Annotated in this window: 16 protein-coding genes; 8 read left to right on the forward strand and 8 right to left on the reverse strand. The window is 62.6% G+C overall.

Features of this window, described 5'->3' with window-relative positions; all coding sequences use genetic code 11:
- Positions 1-8 precede the first annotated feature (8 nt).
- Positions 9-3,458, reverse strand: a complete 3,450-nt coding sequence (gene mfd, locus IF103_RS07975) for a transcription-repair coupling factor (protein WP_202676008.1) — start codon at positions 3,456-3,458, stop codon at positions 9-11.
- Positions 3,459-3,625: 167 nt separating this feature from the next.
- On the opposite strand from mfd, the gene IF103_RS07980 reads away from it, so the two are divergent.
- From IF103_RS07980 to sthA, 3 genes are all read left to right on the forward strand, one after another.
- Positions 3,626-5,089 (forward strand): glyceraldehyde-3-phosphate dehydrogenase, encoded by a 1,464-nt coding sequence (locus tag IF103_RS07980; protein ID WP_041925454.1) that lies wholly within the window; start codon positions 3,626-3,628, stop codon positions 5,087-5,089.
- A gap of 138 nt (positions 5,090-5,227) precedes the next feature.
- Entirely contained in the window at positions 5,228-6,226 is a 999-nt protein-coding gene (locus IF103_RS07985) for an FAD:protein FMN transferase (RefSeq protein ID WP_027906771.1), read from the forward strand.
- A gap of 204 nt (positions 6,227-6,430) precedes the next feature.
- Positions 6,431-7,825 (forward strand): Si-specific NAD(P)(+) transhydrogenase, encoded by a 1,395-nt coding sequence (gene sthA, locus IF103_RS07990; protein WP_023379587.1) that lies wholly within the window; start codon positions 6,431-6,433, stop codon positions 7,823-7,825.
- A 48-nt stretch (positions 7,826-7,873) separates the two neighbouring features.
- Here the strand turns inward: sthA and IF103_RS07995 are convergent, their stop codons facing one another.
- Positions 7,874-8,590 (reverse strand): glycerophosphodiester phosphodiesterase, encoded by a 717-nt coding sequence (locus tag IF103_RS07995; RefSeq protein ID WP_023379588.1) that lies wholly within the window; start codon positions 8,588-8,590, stop codon positions 7,874-7,876.
- Between the two features lie 32 nt (positions 8,591-8,622).
- Positions 8,623-9,207, reverse strand: coding sequence for a PilZ domain-containing protein (locus IF103_RS08000; RefSeq protein ID WP_023379589.1), 585 nt, complete (start codon positions 9,205-9,207; stop codon positions 8,623-8,625).
- A gap of 93 nt (positions 9,208-9,300) precedes the next feature.
- On the opposite strand from IF103_RS08000, the gene IF103_RS08005 reads away from it, so the two are divergent.
- From IF103_RS08005 to IF103_RS08015, 3 genes are read left to right on the forward strand one after another with little or no spacing between them, the layout of a single operon-like run.
- Positions 9,301-10,551 (forward strand): lipoprotein-releasing ABC transporter permease subunit, encoded by a 1,251-nt coding sequence (locus IF103_RS08005; RefSeq protein WP_023379590.1) that lies wholly within the window; start codon positions 9,301-9,303, stop codon positions 10,549-10,551.
- 7 nt (positions 10,552-10,558) lie between these two features.
- The gene (gene lolD, locus IF103_RS08010; protein ID WP_177325244.1) at positions 10,559-11,242 is read left to right on the forward strand and encodes a lipoprotein-releasing ABC transporter ATP-binding protein LolD; all 684 of its coding nucleotides are present in this window, start codon (positions 10,559-10,561) and stop codon (positions 11,240-11,242) included.
- Between the two features lie 59 nt (positions 11,243-11,301).
- Positions 11,302-12,543: a lipoprotein-releasing ABC transporter permease subunit gene (locus tag IF103_RS08015; RefSeq protein WP_023379592.1), complete on the forward strand. Its 1,242-nt coding sequence runs from the start codon at positions 11,302-11,304 to the stop codon at positions 12,541-12,543.
- Positions 12,544-12,605: 62 nt separating this feature from the next.
- Here the strand turns inward: IF103_RS08015 and IF103_RS08020 are convergent, their stop codons facing one another.
- Both IF103_RS08020 and IF103_RS08025 read right to left on the reverse strand, forming a co-directional pair.
- A complete protein-coding gene (locus IF103_RS08020) occupies positions 12,606-13,955 on the reverse strand; it encodes a heavy metal sensor histidine kinase (RefSeq protein WP_023379593.1) in 1,350 nt (449 codons plus the stop codon).
- A complete protein-coding gene (locus IF103_RS08025) occupies positions 13,955-14,635 on the reverse strand; it encodes a heavy metal response regulator transcription factor (RefSeq protein ID WP_023379594.1) in 681 nt (226 codons plus the stop codon). Before IF103_RS08025 ends, IF103_RS08020 begins: the two co-directional genes overlap by 1 nt.
- Before the next feature lie 212 nt (positions 14,636-14,847).
- On the opposite strand from IF103_RS08025, the gene queF reads away from it, so the two are divergent.
- Positions 14,848-15,678, forward strand: coding sequence for an NADPH-dependent 7-cyano-7-deazaguanine reductase QueF (gene queF / locus IF103_RS08030; RefSeq protein WP_023379595.1), 831 nt, complete (start codon positions 14,848-14,850; stop codon positions 15,676-15,678).
- A gap of 70 nt (positions 15,679-15,748) precedes the next feature.
- On the opposite strand, the gene IF103_RS08035 is transcribed toward queF, so the two are convergent.
- Positions 15,749-16,012: a DUF4404 family protein gene (locus IF103_RS08035; protein ID WP_015269548.1), complete on the reverse strand. Its 264-nt coding sequence runs from the start codon at positions 16,010-16,012 to the stop codon at positions 15,749-15,751.
- A gap of 123 nt (positions 16,013-16,135) precedes the next feature.
- A complete protein-coding gene (gene pcrP, locus IF103_RS08040; protein ID WP_023379596.1) occupies positions 16,136-16,699 on the reverse strand; it encodes an HAD superfamily inactivated hydrolase PcrP in 564 nt (187 codons plus the stop codon).
- A gap of 190 nt (positions 16,700-16,889) precedes the next feature.
- On the opposite strand from pcrP, the gene IF103_RS08045 reads away from it, so the two are divergent.
- The gene (locus IF103_RS08045; RefSeq protein ID WP_202676009.1) at positions 16,890-17,597 is read left to right on the forward strand and encodes an MlaA family lipoprotein; all 708 of its coding nucleotides are present in this window, start codon (positions 16,890-16,892) and stop codon (positions 17,595-17,597) included.
- Between the two features lie 58 nt (positions 17,598-17,655).
- Here IF103_RS08045 and IF103_RS08050 read toward each other — a convergent pair whose 3' ends face one another.
- Positions 17,656-17,955 (reverse strand): PilZ domain-containing protein, encoded by a 300-nt coding sequence (locus IF103_RS08050; RefSeq protein WP_023379598.1) that lies wholly within the window; start codon positions 17,953-17,955, stop codon positions 17,656-17,658.
- Positions 17,956-18,045: the final 90 nt, after the last annotated feature.

Consider the following 18,045-nt stretch of genomic DNA (forward strand, 5'->3'; position numbering starts at 1 on the left):
GATATTCCTTAAGCAGGCTGTGGTGTCAGGCGCTCGAACAGCGCCTCCAGGGTGTTGAAGCGTTCGTCGGGGCGTTCCATCGGAACCAGGAAGCGGAACTGGGTCGCGCCTTCGAACTTATAGCGTTTGGGCTGGCGTTGAATCAGCTTGATCAGGGTCAGTGGGTCGACAGGGGTCTCGGCCTCGAACTCGAGTTTGCCGCCGTTGGGGCCGGCATCGACTTTCTTGATGCCCAGCTTCTCGGCATGCAGCTTGAGCTGAGTCAGGCGCATGAGGTTCTTGGTCGGCTCCGGCAGCAGGCCGAAGCGGTCGATCATTTCCACTTGCAGGTCCTTCAGACCCTCCTCGTCAGCGGCCGAAGCGATGCGCTTGTAGAGGATCAGGCGGGCATGTACGTCGGGCAGGTAGTCTTCGGGTATCAACGCCGGCAGGCGCAGGTTGATCTCCGGACCACCGCCCAATGGCTGCTCCAGGTTCGGTTGGGTGCCCTTGCGAATGGCCTTGACCGCCCGTTCGAGCATTTCCATGTACAGGGTGAAGCCGACTGCCTGGATCTGACCGCTCTGACCTTCGCCCAGCAGTTCGCCGGCACCGCGAATCTCCAGGTCGTTGGTGGCCAGCACGAAGCCGGCGCCCAGGTCCTGGGTATTGGCAATGGCTTCCAGGCGCTTCTCGGCATCGGCGCTGATCTGCTGGCGTGGTGGCGTCAGCAGGTAGGCATAGGCTTGGTGGTGACTACGACCAACCCGGCCGCGCAACTGATGCAACTGGGCCAGGCCGAACTTGTCGGCGCGTTCGATGACGATGGTGTTGGCGCTGGGCACGTCGATGCCGGTCTCGATGATGGTCGAGGCGATCAGCACGTTGAAGCGCTTGTGGTAGAAGTCGCTCATCACCTGTTCGAGTTCGCGTTCGCGCATTTGCCCGTGGCCGATGCCGATCCGTGCCTCGGGCACCAGTTCGGCCAGGTCGGCGGCGCATTTCTCGATGGTTTTCACATCGTTGTGCAGGTAGTAGACCTGGCCGCCGCGCAGCAGCTCGCGCAGCAGTGCCTCCTTCACCGTGCTCTTGTTCTGCTCCATGACGAAGGTGCGCACCGACAACCGGCGGGCCGGCGGGGTGGCGATGATCGACAGGTCGCGCATGCCGGACACCGCCATGTTCAACGTGCGCGGAATTGGCGTGGCGGTCAGGGTGAGAATGTCCACCTCGCTACGCAGGGCCTTGAGCTGTTCTTTCTGGCGAACGCCGAAACGGTGTTCTTCATCGATGATGGCCAGGCCTAGGTCCTTGAAGCGCACATCGTCCTGGAGCAGTTTGTGCGTGCCGATCAGGATGTCGATCTTGCCTTCGGCCAGATCAGCCGCCGCTGCCGCCACTTCCTTGGCCGACTTGAAGCGGCTCATGACCTCCACGGTTACCGGCCAGTCGGCGAAGCGGTCGCGGAAGCTGTTGTAGTGCTGCTGGGCGAGCAGGGTAGTGGGCACCAACACTGCCACCTGGCGACCACTGTGCACCGCGATGAAGGCTGCGCGCATGGCCACTTCGGTCTTGCCGAAGCCGACGTCGCCGCACACCAGGCGATCCATGGGCTTGGCGGCCAGCATGTCGGCGCGTACGGCTTCGATGGCGGCTTGCTGGTCGGGGGTTTCCTCGAACGGGAAGCCGGCGCTGAAGGTGGCGTAGTCGGCGGCCGGGTCGGCGAACGCATAGCCTTTGCGCGCGGCGCGGCGGGCATAGATGTCGAGCAGTTCGGCCGCCACGTCGCGCACCTGTTCGGCGGCTTTGCGCTTGGCTTTCTGCCAGGCTTCGGAGCCGAGTCGGTGCAACGGTGCCAGGGCATCATCGCTGCCGGTGTAACGGGCGATCAGGTGCAGGTTGGCCACCGGCACATAGAGCTTGGCGCCCTCGGCGTATTCCAGGGTCAGGAATTCGGCGGCCTGGCCGTCGATTTCCAGGGTTGCCAGGCCCAGGTAGCGACCCACGCCGTGGTCGATATGCACCACTGGCGCACCTTCGCGCAGCTCGGTGAGGTTCTTGATGACTGCATCGTTGGCCGCCTCGCCGCGTTTCTCGCGACGCCGGCGCTGCATGACGCGCTGGCCGAACAGCGGGCTCTCGGCAATCAGCGCCACGGCAGGGTCGTCCAGCAGCAGGCCGTCATCGAGCGGGGCGATGGTGATCGCCAGGCGCTCGCTGCCGGTGATGAATTCGGCCCAGCTTTCGACCGTCTCCGGGCGCAGCTTCAGGCGCTCAAGCAGTTCCAGCAGGACTTCACGGCGGCCTGCCGATTCAGCGGTGAACAGGACCCGGCCAGGGAACTGGTCCAGGAAGTTGGCCAGTTCGGCCAGCGGTTGGTTGGCCTTGGCTTCGATGGCCAGGTTGGGCAAGGCGCGGGCGGGGAAACGCTCACGGCCGGCGCCTGGTTCTACATCGTCGGTACTTGCCACGACGCGCGGCCACTGCTTGAGGCGGGCGAAGCAGTCCTCGACCGGCAGGAACAGTTCGGCTGGCGGCAGCAGCGGGCGGGTCAGGTCGCCACGGCGTTCTTCATAACGGCCGCGGACATCGTTCCAGAAGTGTTCGGCGGCCTGCTCGACACCCGGCAGCGAGAACACTTGAGTGTCGTCCGGCAGGTAGTCGAAAAGGGTGGAGGTTTCTTCGAAGAACAGCGGCAGGTAATACTCGATACCCGCGGGGATGATGCCGCTGGTGAGGTCCTGGAAGATCGCGCTGCGGCGAAAATCGACGTCGAAACGCTCGCGGAAGCGGGCCTTGAAACGGGTCACTTCGTCCTTTTGCATCGGGAACTCGCGGGCCGGCAGCAGGCGAATCGAGTCCACCTTGTCGATCGAGCGCTGGGTTTCCGGGTCGAAGGTGCGCAGGGTTTCGATTTCATCGTCGAACAGGTCGATGCGATAGGGCAGTTTGCTGCCCATCGGGAACAGGTCGATCAAGGCACCCCGCACGGCGAACTCGCCGTGCTCGTAGACGGTGTCGACGCAGCGGTAGCCGGTGGCTTCCAGGCGCGTGCGCATCTGCTCGACATCCACTTTCTGGCCGATGTCCAGCACCAGGCTGCTGCCCAGCAGGAAGCGGGTCGGCGCCAGGCGGTGCAGGGCCGTGGTGATCGGCACCACGAGAATGCCGTGGTCCAGTTCAGGCAACTGGTAGAGGCTGGCGATACGCTGGGAAATGATGTCCTGGTGCGGCGAGAACAGGTCGTACGGCAGGGTTTCCCAGTCAGGGAAAGGCAGCACTGGCAAGTCCGGCGCGAAGAAACGCAGCTCTTGCTCCAGACGGTCGGCGGCCTGGCTGTCGGCCGTCAGCAAAAGGGTGAAGCGACCAGCGTTGCTGGCGGCTTCGGCAATGGCAAGGCTGAGGGCGGCACCGGGCAAGTTGCCCCAGGTTTGTTTGCCGGCCGTGGCCGACATTTGCGGTAGGCGCAGAACTGACACGGGAGATTGCACTCCAAGCGTTGCGGCAAAGAGATCAATTGTACCGGTGCCGGTGCGTGCTGTCAGGCTCGAAAGGCCATGAACACTCGCTCTGGCGTCGGCGACAGGCGCTCATTGCCCGATACGCGTTGGGGCGTCATAATGTAGCCCCTTTTTTCTGTCCCTACATGTGGAAGGTTCCCGTGACTCAGAAGCCCGACCAGTGTCTTGGTGAGTGGATCGATCGTGAAGCTCTTGCTGAAGCGATGATCCCGCTTATCGGTCAGCTCTACCGCAACAACAACGTGGTGAGCTCGATCTATGGCCGTAGCCTGATCAACCGTTCGGTTATCTCGATCCTCAAAGCCCACCGCTTTGCGCGTCACCGTCAAACCGACGAGACCGAACTGTCCGTCCACGAGACATTCCCCCTGCTCAAGGCCATGAGCGAGCTGAAACTGGGCGCCGCTTCGGTCGACCTGGGCAAGCTGGCCAACAAGTTCAAGCAGGAAGGCAACGGCCGCAGCGCCGAGCAGTTCGTGCGTGAAGAGCTGGCTGAAGTGGTTGGCCAGCAGAACGCTTCGGCGCGTAAGGGCACCGACGTCGTGCTGTACGGCTTCGGCCGCATCGGCCGCCTGCTGGCGCGCATCCTGATCGAGAAAACCGGTGGCGGCGACGGCCTGCGCCTGCGCGCCATCGTCGTGCGCAAAGGCGCCGAGAACGATCTGGTCAAGCGTGCCAGCCTGTTGCGTCGTGACTCGGTGCACGGCCCGTTCGATGGCACCATCACCATCGATGAAGCCAACAACACCATCACTGCCAACGGCAACCTGATCCAGGTGATCTACTCCAACGATCCGGCCTCGATCGACTACACCCAGTACGGTATCGAAAACGCCCTGCTGGTCGACAACACCGGTAAATGGCGTGACGCCGAAGGTCTGGGCCAGCACCTGCAGTGCAAAGGCATCGAGCGCGTGATCCTCACCGCACCTGGCAAGGGCGCGCTGAAGAACATCGTTCACGGCATCAACCATGGCGACATCGCCGCCGATGACAAGATCATCTCGGCTGCCTCCTGCACCACCAACGCCATCGTGCCGGTGCTCAAGGCTGTCAACGACCAGTACGGTATCGTCAACGGTCACGTCGAAACCGTTCACTCGTTCACCAACGACCAGAACCTGATCGACAACTTCCACAAGGGCAGCCGTCGTGGCCGCGCCGCGCCGCTGAACATGGTCATCACCGAGACCGGTGCCGCCACTGCCGCCGCCAAGGCCCTGCCAGTGCTCAAGGGCAAGCTGACCGGCAACGCCATTCGCGTGCCGACGCCGAACGTCTCGATGGCCATCCTGAACCTGAACCTGGAAAAGGCCACCAGCCGCGACGAAATCAACGAGTACCTGCGCCAGACCGCCATGCACTCGGAACTGCACAAGCAGATCGACTACGTCAGCTCCCAGGAAGTGGTTTCGACCGACTTCGTGGGTTCGCGCCACGCCGGTGTGGTCGATGCCGAAGCCACCATTTGCAACGACAACCGTGTTGTCCTGTACGTCTGGTACGACAACGAGTTCGGTTACAGCTGCCAGGTGGTTCGCGTGATGGAAGAGATGGCCGGTGTGAACCCGCCAGCGTTTCCGCGCTGATCCGCTTGTAAGGCAATGAAAAAACGGGAACCTTCGGGTTCCCGTTTTTTTTGGCCTGCATTTATTGTGTTTGTACCGGTCTTATCGTCAGTCAGCTGGCTGACGATAAGGTCGGTGCAGGCAATCGAGAACCCAACCTTGCGTACAGCCCTTTTGTTCATCCTGATGCTCCTCACCGCCTGCGACCAGGGGCCGACCCTGGAGCGCCTGAGCGGCCCGACCATGGGCAGCAGCTACAGCATCCAGTACGTTCGCGAACCCGGCGGCCCGGCGCCTGCGCAGGTGCAGGCAGCGGTCGAGACCCTTTTGCAGGGCGTCGACCAGCACTACTCGACCTACCGGGGCGACTCCACCGTCAGCCGCTTCAACCAGCTCCCGGCCAACCAGTGCTTGGCACTGCCGCCTGACATGCTGGAGTTGGTCGCCCTCGGTCAGCGCCTCGCCGAACAGAGCGCGGGAGCCTTCGACCTTACGGTCGAGCCGCTGCTCGACCTCTGGGGCTTCGGCCCGCAGGCACGGGCCGAGCAGGTGCCGGACCCGCAGGCTCTGGCCCAGGCTCGCCAGCGTGTGGGTTATCGCCACCTGCACATCGATGGCCAGGCCCTGTGCAAGGATGCCCCGGTGCAAGTGGACTTCAACAGCATCGCCGCTGGCCATGCGGTCGACCTGATCGCCGAGCGCCTGCGCGCCATGGGTATCGGCAACTTCATCGCCGAGGCCACCGGGGAGCTCAAGGCGGTGGGCCACAAGCCCGATGGCAGTGCCTGGCGCATCGCCCTCGAACTGCCCCGTGAAGATCGCCAGATTGCCCGCCAGATCATTCCCGTCAACGGCCTTGCCGTGTCGACCTCGGGTGACTATCGCCACTATTTCGAGCAGAATGGCCGCCGCTATTCGCACACCTTCGATGCGCGTCTCGGGCGCCCGGTCGATCACAGTCTCGCGGCAGTCACCGTGCTCGATGCCTCGGCCCTGCAAGCGGACGGTTATTCGACCCTGCTGTTGATTCTTGGGCCTGAGCGCGGTTGGGACTTCGCCGTGGCTCATGAGTTGGCGGCGGTATTGGTGACTCGGGCAGAGGGTGGCTTCGTCTCCCGAGCTACGCCTGCGTTCGAACGGGCGGTGAAAGGCGAGTGAAAGCACAAGGACGGATGATCGGCGCCACGGAGTCGGTGAACGACATGTAGTGCAGGTAAAAATAGCCTACGACGCGACCAAGGGTTAATGTTCGCGGCGTTCACGCTTGATTAGACTGCACCCGAATTTTTTCATGGCGCCTCGGCGGCATGATCGAGCCCCGCGAGCCACCGTGACCCGCGGGCCAGTTCTGAAGGAGTACGCATGGCTGTCTACAACTACGACGTAGTGGTGCTGGGTTCCGGCCCGGCCGGAGAAGGCGCGGCAATGAATGCCGCCAAAGCAGGGCGCAAGGTGGCAATGGTCGACAGCCGTCGTCAGGTCGGCGGCAACTGCACCCACCTGGGCACCATCCCGTCCAAGGCACTGCGTCACTCGGTGCGGCAGATCATGCAGTTCAACACCAATCCGATGTTCCGCGCCATCGGTGAGCCACGTTGGTTCTCCTTCCCGGACGTGCTCAAGAGCGCCGAGAAAGTGATTTCCAAGCAGGTCGCGTCGCGTACCGGCTACTACGCCCGCAACCGTGTCGATGTCTTCGTCGGCACCGGCAGCTTCGCCGACGAGCAGACCGTCGAGGTGGTTTGCCCCAACGGCGTAGTCGAGAAACTGGTGGCCAAGCACATCATCATCGCCACCGGCTCGCGCCCGTACCGCCCAGCCGACATCGACTTCCACCACCCACGCGTCTACGACAGCGACACCATCCTCAGCCTGAGCCACACCCCACGCAAGCTGATCGTCTACGGTGCCGGTGTCATCGGTTGCGAATACGCCTCGATCTTCAGCGGTCTTGGCGTACTGGTTGAGCTGGTCGACAACCGTGGCCAGCTACTGAGCTTCCTGGACTCGGAAATTTCCCAGGCGCTGAGCTATCACTTCAGCAACAACAACATCACCGTGCGCCACAATGAGGAGTACGAGCGGGTCGAGGGCCTGGACAACGGTGTGATCCTGCACCTGAAGTCGGGCAAGAAGATCAAGGCCGACGCCTTGCTGTGGTGTAACGGCCGTACCGGCAACACCGACAAGCTGGGCCTGGAAAACATTGGCATCAAGGTCAACAGCCGTGGCCAGATCGAGGTCGACGAGGCCTACCGCACCAGCGTACCTAACATCTACGGTGCCGGTGACGTGATCGGCTGGCCGAGCCTGGCCAGTGCCGCCCACGACCAGGGCCGTTCGGCGGCCGGCAGCATCGTCGACAACGGCAGCTGGCGCTTCGTCGATGACGTGCCGACCGGTATCTACACCATTCCGGAGATCAGCTCGATCGGCAAGAACGAGCAGGAACTGACCCAGGCCAAGGTGCCGTACGAAGTGGGCAAGGCCTTCTTCAAGAGCATGGCCCGTGCGCAGATCGCCGGTGAGCCGCAGGGCATGTTGAAGATCCTGTTCCACCGTGAAACCCTGGAGATCCTGGGTGTGCACTGCTTCGGCTACCAGGCTTCGGAGATCGTTCACATCGGTCAGGCGATCATGAACCAGCCAGGTGAGCAGAACAATCTGAAGTACTTCGTCAACACCACGTTCAACTACCCGACCATGGCCGAAGCCTATCGGGTAGCTGCCTACGACGGCCTGAACCGGCTTTTTTGAGCGGCTCCGGCCGGTGGCCTGAGCCGGTCGGGGAGACCGATTTCAGCCCTACCCGAGGGTGGTCTTGGCCAAACCGGGAAAGTCTGTAATCAGGCTGTCCACGCCAAAATCAGCGAGCCGGCGCATCAGTGCCGGCTCGTTGACCGTCCACACCGATACGTGCAAGCCCTGGTTCTGCGCTTTGATCAGACGCTCAGGGGTGCACAGCGTCCAGTTGAGCGCCAGCATTTCGCAGCCGTAGTTCTGCGCGACCTTCAGCGGGTCGAGCCAGGCGTACTCGGCGACCAGGCCGCGCTTCACGTCCGGGACCAGTTCCTGTGCGGCGCCCAGTACTTCGCGTGAACTCGAGGTGATGGTTACCTTGTCCAGCATGCCGTATTGCTGGGCCAGCTCGCGAATGGCCAGCACGGTGGTGGCGGCGCGGGTGCGCGATGCGCTTTTCACTTCCAGTTGCCAGTGCTCGAAGGCGCATTTCTCGAACAGCTCTTCCAGGCGCGGGATAGGGCAGGGCTGCACATGGCCAGGGCCACCTTTACGGGCATCGTAGGTAACCAGTTCGTCAGCGGTGTGTTCCACCACTTTGCCCCGTCGTCCGGTCGTGCGCTTGAGGGTGGGGTCGTGGATGACCATCAACTCGTTGTCGGCGGACAGGTGCAGGTCCAGTTCGCAGCGGGTGACGCCGTGGGACAGGCACTGGCGGAAGCTGGTCAGGGTGTTCTCGGGTGCTTCGCCCTTGGCGCCGCGGTGGCCATAGATCAGGGTCACGTTCGTTCCTTCAGTTCAAAAGAGTGTCAGGCTCAGGAGGAGGGTGGGTTCTGTTCCAGCTGCTGGCGCCGTTGCTGCTGCTGGCGCTGCAGGATGTAGCGGGCCAGCAACTGGCGCTGGGCGTCGGTCATGTCGGTGAATTCGGTGCCAACCTCGTAGGTGCCGTCCGGTCGAGGATCGCAATGGGTCACCCGGCCTCGCAGCAACAGGCCATGGGCGCGGGGCATGAGCACCATCTTTACCTTCACTCGCGTGCCAGGGGCGATGTGCTTGGCCTGGGCGAATTCGATGCCCCCTTCGGAGATGACCACTGCCTGAGGCTTGCCGATTTCACCGATCAGGGTCTGCGCAACCACGGCGCTGAGCAGGTCCAGGCGTTTGTTCTGGGCGCGCAGGAAGGCGGCCAGGGTGCGGTCCTTCTCGCTCAGCTGGCGCAGCAGGTGCTGGGACTCGAAGTCGGACAGGTGCAGTTCGCTGAGCAGGTTGAACAGCGGGGACTCATCTTGCAACAGTTCTGTCTCAAGGGCTTCGGCCGCGCTCAAGGGACTGATTTCCAGTGCGATCCGGTCTTCGATGCGGTAGTATTCGCGGCGATCTTCTTCGTCTAATGTCGTCATGGCGAACCCATGGTAGCGGCGGTGGTCCGAGTGTAAAGCCGCCGTAGGCGCCTCGCCACAAGGACGTTCCCTTTCATCCGAACAAGCCCCGACATGTTCAGACCTCTTTTCGCATTCATCGGTACGCGTTACACCCGTGCCAAGCGCCGCAATCACTTCGTCTCGTTCATTTCCCTGACCTCGATGATCGGCCTCGCCCTGGGCGTGGTGGTCATGATCGTGGTGCTTTCGGTCATGAACGGCTTCGACCACGAGATGCGTACCCGCGTGCTGGGCATGATTCCCCACGCCACGCTCGAAAGCGGCCAGCCCGTCAACGACTGGCCAGCCCTTGCCAAACAAGTAAAGCAGAATCCGCAGGTGGTGGCAGTTGCGCCCTACACCCAGATGCAGGGCCTGCTGACTCACGATGGCAAGGTGCAGAAGGTTTTGCTCAATGGCATAGACCCTGCGCGCGAGCGTGAGGTGTCGATCATCGACAACTTCATCCTGCAAGGGCGCCTGGAGCAACTGGCGCCGGGCGAGTGGGGCATCATGATCGGCGACAAGGCTGCGGCAAAGCTGGGGGTGGCCATCGGCGACAAACTCACCTTCGTCGCCCCCGAAGTCAGCGTCACGCCGGCCGGCATGTTCCCGCGCATGAAGCGCTTCACCGTGGTCGGCACCTTCCACGTCGGCGCCGGCGAGATCGATGGCTACCTGGGCCTGACCAATATCGCCGACCTGTCGCGCCTGCACCGCTGGAAGGCCGACCAGGTGCAGGGCCTGCGCCTCAAGTTCGACGACCTGTTCCAGGCCCCGCGCGTGGCCTGGGAGATCGCCCAGCGCCTGGGTGACCAGGAATTCTACAGCCGCGACTGGACCCGCACCCACGGCAACCTGTACCAGGCCATTCGCATGGAAAAAGCCATGATCGGCCTGCTGTTGCTGCTGATCGTGGCCGTGGCGGCATTCAACATCATTTCGACCCTGGTGATGGTGGTCAACGACAAGCGCGGCGATATCGCCATCCTGCGTACCCTCGGTGCCACGCCGGGGCAGATCATGGCCATCTTCATGGTCCAGGGCACGGTGATCGGGGTGATCGGCACCTTGATCGGCGCCGTGGTCGGGATTATCGCCGCGCTCAATGTCAGCGCGGTGATCGCCGGCATCGAGAAGCTGATCGGGCACAAGTTCCTCAACGCCGATGTGTATTTCATCGATTACCTGCCGTCGCAGATCCAGGCCAATGACGTGTACATGGTCTGCGGTGCGGCGCTGGTCCTGAGTTTCTTCGCCACCCTGTACCCGGCCTGGCGTGCGGCCCGCACCCAGCCTGCAGAGGCGCTACGTTATGAGTGAGTCGCGCATGAGTGATAAAGCCGTTCTGAGTTGCCGCAACCTGGGCAAGTCCTACGAGGAGGGCCCGGAGTCGGTGCAGGTGTTGTCCGGGTTGAACCTCGAACTGCATGCCGGTGAGCGAGTGGCCATCGTCGGCAGTTCCGGCTCGGGCAAGAGTACCTTGCTCAACCTGCTGGGCGGGCTCGACCGGCCCACCCAAGGCAGTGTCTGGCTGGCCGGCGAAGAACTGTCGGCGCTGGGCGAGCGTGCCCGTGGCCTGCTGCGTAACCGTGAACTGGGCTTCGTCTACCAGTTCCACCACCTGTTGCCCGAGTTCACCGCCATGGAGAACGTGTGCATGCCGCTGCTGATCGGCCGCACGCCCATACCCGAGGCCCGCGAGCGCGCCGAGGCTTTGCTCAAGCGCGTTGGCCTGAGCCATCGTCTGCATCACAAGCCGGCCGAGCTGTCCGGCGGCGAGCGTCAGCGCGTGGCGATCGCCCGAGCCCTGGTCAATCGCCCGGGCCTGGTGATGCTCGACGAGCCGACCGGCAACCTCGATCACCACACCGCCCAGGGCATCCAGGAGCTGATGCAGGAATTGTCCAGTGCATCCAAGACGGCGTTCCTGGTAGTGACCCACGACCTCAATCTGGCGCGTCAGATGGACCGCGTGCTGAAGCTCGACGATGGCCACCTGGTAGCGATCTGATCAGCGTGCCTGGGGCGGCCTGAGCCGCCCCGCAACTTATTCATTGGGTGTTTTCGTACATGTTCAGACCCTTGCCCTTGTTCATCGGTGCTCGCTACACCCGTGCCAAGCGCCGCAACCATTTCATCTCGTTCATCTCCATGACCTCGATGATCGGCCTGTCCCTGGGCGTGCTGGCGATGATCGTGGTGTTGTCGGTGATGAATGGCTTTCAGCGCGAGATGAGCTCGCGCATTCTCGGTTTGGTACCCCATGCGGCGATCCTTGGCGTGCAGCCGCTGGACGACTGGCGCAAGGCGGCCGATGCCGCGCTGAGCAATCCTGCGGTGATGGCCGCTGCGCCTATCACGGAAATGGAAGGCATGCTGTCGTACAAGGGCGCCATGCAGCCGATCCAGGTCAGCGGTATCGACCCCGCCGAGGAGGGCAAGGTGTCCATCGTCGGCCAGCACATCGTCCAGGGGCGTTTGCAGGACCTTGAGCCAGGAGAATACGGGGTGGTGATCGGTGAGCTGACCGCGCGTCGCTTCCGTCTCAATACCGGCGACAAGCTGACCCTGATCGTCCCGGAAATCAGCAAGGAACCGGGCGGTATCACCCCGCGCATGCAGCGGTTGACCGTGGTCGGTATCTTCAAGGTCGGTGCCGAGCTCGATGGCTCGCAGGCCTACATGCATGTCGCCGATGCCGGCGAAATGCAGCACTGGGCCGCGGGCCAGGTCCAAGGGGTGCGCCTCAAGCTGCATGACCTGTATGCCGCGCCCCAGGTGTCCAAGGCCATCGCCGCCAGCCTGGGCGATGCCTACCGCGCCGACGACTGGTCGCACACCCAGGGCAGCCTGTTCAGCGCCATGAAGATGGAAAAGACCATGATCGGCCTGTTGTTGCTGATGATCATCGCAGTGGCGGCGTTCAACATCATCGCCACACTGGTGATGGTGGTGAACGACAAGGGGCCGGACATCGCCATTCTGCGTACCCTGGGCGCCACGCCCGCGCAGATCATGGGCACCTTCATGGTTCAGGGCAGCCTGATCGGTATCGTCGGAACGCTGATCGGCGGTGTGCTCGGGGTGATTGCCGCAATCAACGTCAGTCAGATCGTCGGTTGGTTGGAGCGGGTCAGCGGGCAGCACATCTTCACCTCGGATGTGTACTTCGTCAGCAGCCTGCCGTCCGAGTTGCAGTGGGGGGATGTGGCGATCATCTGCACGGCGGGGTTGGTGATGAGTTTCCTGGCGACCATCTACCCAGCGTATCGGGCGTCGCAGGTGCAGCCGGCTATTGGGCTCGCTGTCTGAAATCGGGTTGGTGCTAGGGGGCGTTTTGCGCCCCTTTCGTTACGCAAGGCCGCTCCCGGGATTCACTGCCGGGCGCTGAATTCGATCACGAACCGCGTCCACCCATCCGTACACTCCGCCCGAATGGTCCCGCCATGGGCCTGTACGATCGACCGGGTAATCGCCAATCCCAGCCCGGCATGTTCGTTATTGCCTTCCCGCCGTGCCGGGTCCGCGCGGTAGAACCGATCGAACAGCCGAGGCAACACCGCCGCCTCTATCGGCGTTCCCGTGTTGGCGACGCAAAGGCGTAGCCCTGGCTCCAACGTCACTTGTATCTGCCCACCGGCGGGTGTGAAGCGCAAGGCATTGTCCAGCAGGTTGGACAGCGCCCGCCGCAACATATGGCGGTCGCCCTGCAGCATCGCTTCACCGTCGCGCTGCATCCGCACCTCGACGTCCTCGGCCAGCGGTGCGTAATACTCCAGCAGGGCATCCACTTCGTCATGCAAGGCCAGCGGCGTAAGGCCGGGTACCAACAAGCCATGGTCGGCTTTGGCCAGGAACAGCATGTCGTTGACCATCTGCGCCATCCGTTGCAGCTCTTCCAGGTTGCCATGTAGCGCCTCCCGGTAGTCTTCTAGGCTGCGCGGGCGGGTGAGGGTGACCTGGGTGTGGGTCAGCAGGTTGGACAGCGGTGTACGCAGTTCGTGGGCGATATCGGCGGAAAACGCCGACAGCCGCTGAAAGGCGTCGTCCAGGCGCTGCAACATGGCGTTCACGGTGCAGGCCAGCTCTGCCAACTCATCTGGCATCTGCTCGGCGGGCAAACGGGTAGTCAGCGAGCGTGCCGACACACTGGCTGCGACCTGGCCCATTTGGCGCAAGGGCCGCAGTCCACGGCGCGCAGCCCAGGCGCCGAGCAGCGCGGTGGCCAGCGCCGAAAGACCGACAGTGAGCCATATCAGGCGCTGCATGCCTTGTAGAAAATGCTGGTGGTGGGTGATATCGAGGAACAGCGTCAGGCGCGCAGCGTGCCGGTCGCCTGCGCTCAAGGGGGCTGTGAGGCTGCGGTAATCCATACCGTTGGCATGCAAGGTGGCCAACCCGGAAGGCAAGGGTGTTTCGGGCAACGCCGACTGGCTGTCGAACCACAGCGTACCATCCTGGCCCTCTACGCGCAGGGCGAGGTCCGACTGGTGGCTGAGTTCGTTGCGCAAAGCAGGCTCGCGTGCGCGCAGATCGCGAGCGTCGTTCACGCCGGCCAGTTGGGTGCGAAACAGCGACAGGCGCGACTCCAGCAACTGCTGGTCCAGTTCGATGAAGTGCTGCCGGCTGGCGTGGCTGAACAGCAAGCCTGCGCCCAGGGAAACCGCTGCGGTACAGGCGGCGAAAAGGAGTGCCAGGCGGCTGCTCAGTGAAACCGGGCGCATCAGTCGTGGCGCTCTTCGAGTACATAGCCCATGCCGCGCACGGTATGGATCAACTTATTGCCATGCGGGTCGTCGATCTTCAGGCGCAGGCGGCGGATCGCGACTTCGATGATGTTGGTATCGCTGTCGAAATTCATGTCCCAGACTTGCGAGGCGATCAATGACTTGGGCAGCACCTCGCCCTGTCGGCGCAGCAGCAATTCCAGTAGCGCAAACTCCTTGGCGGTCAAGTCGATGCGCTGGCCGGCGCGTTCTGCACGGCGGCGGATCAGGTCCAGGCGCAGGTCGGCCAGGCTCAGTGAGGTGTCCTGGGCGGGGTTGGCGCCCCGGCGAAGCAAGGTGCGCACTCGGGCCAGCAGCTCGGAGAAGGCGAAGGGCTTGACCAGGTAATCGTCGGCGCCCAGCTCCAGGCCGTGGACCCGATCCTCGATGGCGTCGCGTGCGGTGAGGAACAGCACCGGTGTGTCCAGGCCGGCTTGGCGTACGGCCTGCAGAATTTGCCAGCCATCGCGTCCTGGCAGCATCACATCGAGAATCAGCAGGTCATGGTCGCCAGTCAGCGCCATGTGCTGACCGGTGTCGCCATCGGCGGCCAGTTCGGTGGCGAAGCCTGCTTCGCTGAGGCCCTGGCACAGGTACTGACCGGTGCGGGCCTGGTCTTCGACGATCAGCAGTTTCATGCATTGTCCGTGTTGGCTGAAGGGGGCCTGTAAATGATACGTGACGATGTGTCCGCTCGGCCAAGCTGACGAAGTTGTAATCTTCCCGTCAGCCAACCGCCAGTCATTGCTTCCTGTTCCCGTCAGGTCGTCGGCCATCGAGTGACAAGAGCCCCAAGGCGAGGCGCAAAAACGGTAGACTAGGGGCATTTCGAACCTTCAGGTCAGTTTCCATGCATCCCGCCGCCGAACATTCCCCGCTGGGCAAGTCCAGCGAATACATTGCCACCTATACCCCTTCGCTGCTGTTTCCGATTCCGCGTACCGCCAAGTGGGCCGAGTTGGGCGTAACCGCCCAGACGCTGCCATGGCAAGGTGTGGATTTCTGGAACTGCTTCGAGCTGTCCTGGCTGCTGCCGTCGGGCAAGCCGGTGGTAGCGATTGGCGAGTTCGCCATTGCGGCCGATTCACCGAACATCATCGAGTCCAAGTCGTTCAAGTTGTACCTCAACTCGTTGAACCAGACGGTATTCGAGTCGATTGCCCAGTTGCAGGCGTGCCTGGTGAAAGACCTCTCCGCTGCCGCCGGCAAACCGGTGGGTGTGCAGGTGCGCACCTTGGCCGAAGTCGAGGCGCAAGGCGTGGTGGCGTTGCCTGGGCAGTGCATCGATGCGCTGGATGTCGCTATCCACAACTACGAGCAGCCCCAGCCGGAACTGTTGCATTGTGACCCTGACCGGGTGGTGGAGGAGACGCTACACAGTCATTTGCTCAAATCCAACTGCCCGGTGACCGGCCAGCCTGACTGGGGCAGCGTGGTGGTCGAATACAAGGGCAAGGCGCTGGATCATGCCAGCCTGCTCACTTATCTGATCAGCTTCCGCCAGCATGCTGACTTCCACGAGCAGTGTGTGGAGCGGATCTACCTTGACCTGAAGCATCTGCTCGAGCCTGAGCATCTGACGGTCTATGCGCGCTATGTGCGCCGGGGCGGGCTGGACATCAACCCGTATCGCAGCACGGGTCCGGTCAGTCCGCAGAACCTGCGGTTGGTGCGTCAGTAAGTCTAGGACTGCTTTACGCCCTGGTGGAGCCGGTTTGCCGACGATGGGCCGCGCAGCGGCCCTCGCTTCTTCAGATACCCATACTGTGCAGCGAGTTGGCGATACTGCGCAGGGTCGCGGTCAGATCCGGGTGATCGGCCTCGAAACGCTCGATCGCCAGGTTCACCCCATCCACCAGGTTGTGGTCTGGTGTCGCTTCCTCAAGCTTCAACTGCGCCTCGATCTGTCGCGCCTCTTCATGCAGGGCGGCCAGTTCCTCATCCGAAAGCGGCACGTTTCGATCCAGTTGCTCGCGCAGGCTGTTCAGTCGCTCTTGCAATTCGCGGGCAGGCATTGGTTGTTCTCCATCAATGGCTTGGCAAGGCATGGACCTCGGCGACGGGGCAAAGGTTCTCGCCTGTCTTCAAGCGTAATCCACTTGCCCACGCTTTGCATGACCCGCATCAACGGTGCTGTATCAGGGTTTTTCGCCTTTGCGTCGGCGCTGGGCGATGTCGACCAGGCAGGTGTCCAGCGCTTCGAGGTGGTCGATGACCGAGTGCACGCCAAGGTCGAACAATGCCAGGGTCGCCCTACCGCGGGCCAGTTCCTGCTCGTGCGGGCTCATGGCTTGCCAATCGCTGGAGGCAAGGTCGCAGGATGGGCTGCAAGCAGCCAGGCCGACGGTCCACAGGCCGGCGCTGAGGCCTGATTGCAGCAGCCGGGGTTCCCCGCTGACCAGTACGCAGCCTTCCAGGCGCGGGCTACCCAGGCACATCAGCGCCTGCCAGCAGGCATTCGGCGCAGGCCATTGGGCGCCATTGGCCCCATGGCCAGGCAGCCATTGCGGAAGCACACTGGCCAGGTGCTTGCTCTGGGCTACGCTCTGCTCATCGAGCCAGATGCATGGCACTTGCCGGCGCCGCAAGCCGGCCAGGGCATCGAGCGCGCCAGGGGCGGGCAGGGGGCTGCCGTTTCGAGCCTGTACCAAGCAATTGCGCAGGCCGAACAGCACAGCGGTGAAGGCAGGTGCATCATGCATGGCAACGTCCCTGAAATAGTCCGCAGGCTAGGGCGCGAATGTTACGGCCCAATGACCAGCAACAGATGTTCACAAAATATTGAGCAAAAATGTGTAAAGCTGTTTCTCAACCCGCAAGCCTTTATACTGGCGGCTTATTTGCAGCGCACTGAGCGTGGCTGCGGCCGAGAAAATCGATGGAGAAACATCTATGCGTAGGATCGGTGCCGGTGTGATCGAGCGGGTCACCCAGGCTTGTGTCTGCGCCAGCTTGCTGCTGGCGCCCGTGGCAGCTACCCAGGCAGCCACCGAGGAGGACCCTTGGGAGGCGGTCAACCGTCCGATCTTCAGGTTCAACGACACCGTCGACACGTATGCACTCAAGCCCTTGGCCAAGGGCTACCAGGCCATTACCCCGCAGTTCCTCGAAGATGGTATCCACAATGTCTTCCAGAACCTGGGCGATGTGACCAACCTGGTCAACGATGTGCTTCAACTCAAGCCCCGTGCTGCCGGCATCGATACCGCGCGCTTGATCGTCAACACCACCTTCGGCCTTGGTGGCTTCTTCGATGTGGGCACCAAGATGGGCCTGCAGCGCAACGATGAAGACTTCGGCCAGACCCTGGGCTACTGGGGCGTGAGCAGCGGTCCGTATGTGGTGATCCCGCTGCTGGGCCCCAGCACGGTACGTGACGGCCTGTCCAAGTACCCGGACACCTACACCAAGCCCTACCGCTACATGGACCATGTACCGACCCGCAACTCGATCTTCGCTTTGGACGTGATCAATACCCGCGCTAATCTGCTGTCGGCGGAAAAGCTGATTCAGGGTGACAAGTACATCTTCATTCGCAATGCCTACCTGCAGAACCGCGAGTTCAAGGTCAAGGATGGCGAAGTCGAAGACGACTTCTGATTCACATTGGTGCGAAAAAGGCGACCTCAGGGTCGCCTTTTTCGTATGCCATGCGTGTTCAATGCATGGCCAGGATACGCAGGCCAAGTTTCTGCTGCCCAGTGGGCTGGTCGGCGATCCACACGACCTCGGTGCTGGCGTGCAATCCCCTGAGTGCCGGATGGTCGGAGTCGATGCGCACTTCGAGTCGATCGCCCACCTTGAAGTGCTGCGCGGCTTGTACCTGCATGCCACCGCTGGACAGGTCGAGGCATACCGCCGCGATCACCTGGCCGGCATGTAGCAGGCTGACCTCGGTATCGATGCGCATGCGGATGAAATCACGTTTTTCGCTGTGGCTGGTGGGCGTCTGGGGCATGCTGCATCCTTCCCATCGGGTTGCACGGGTCGGCTTTCTTATAACTCCCGGTGATTTGCCCTGTAAAGAGCAGGGGCGTCGACCTAGCTG

It is taken from the genome of Pseudomonas sp. SK2 (genome assembly GCF_016772395.1).
Taxonomy (GTDB): domain Bacteria; phylum Pseudomonadota; class Gammaproteobacteria; order Pseudomonadales; family Pseudomonadaceae; genus Aquipseudomonas; species Aquipseudomonas taiwanensis.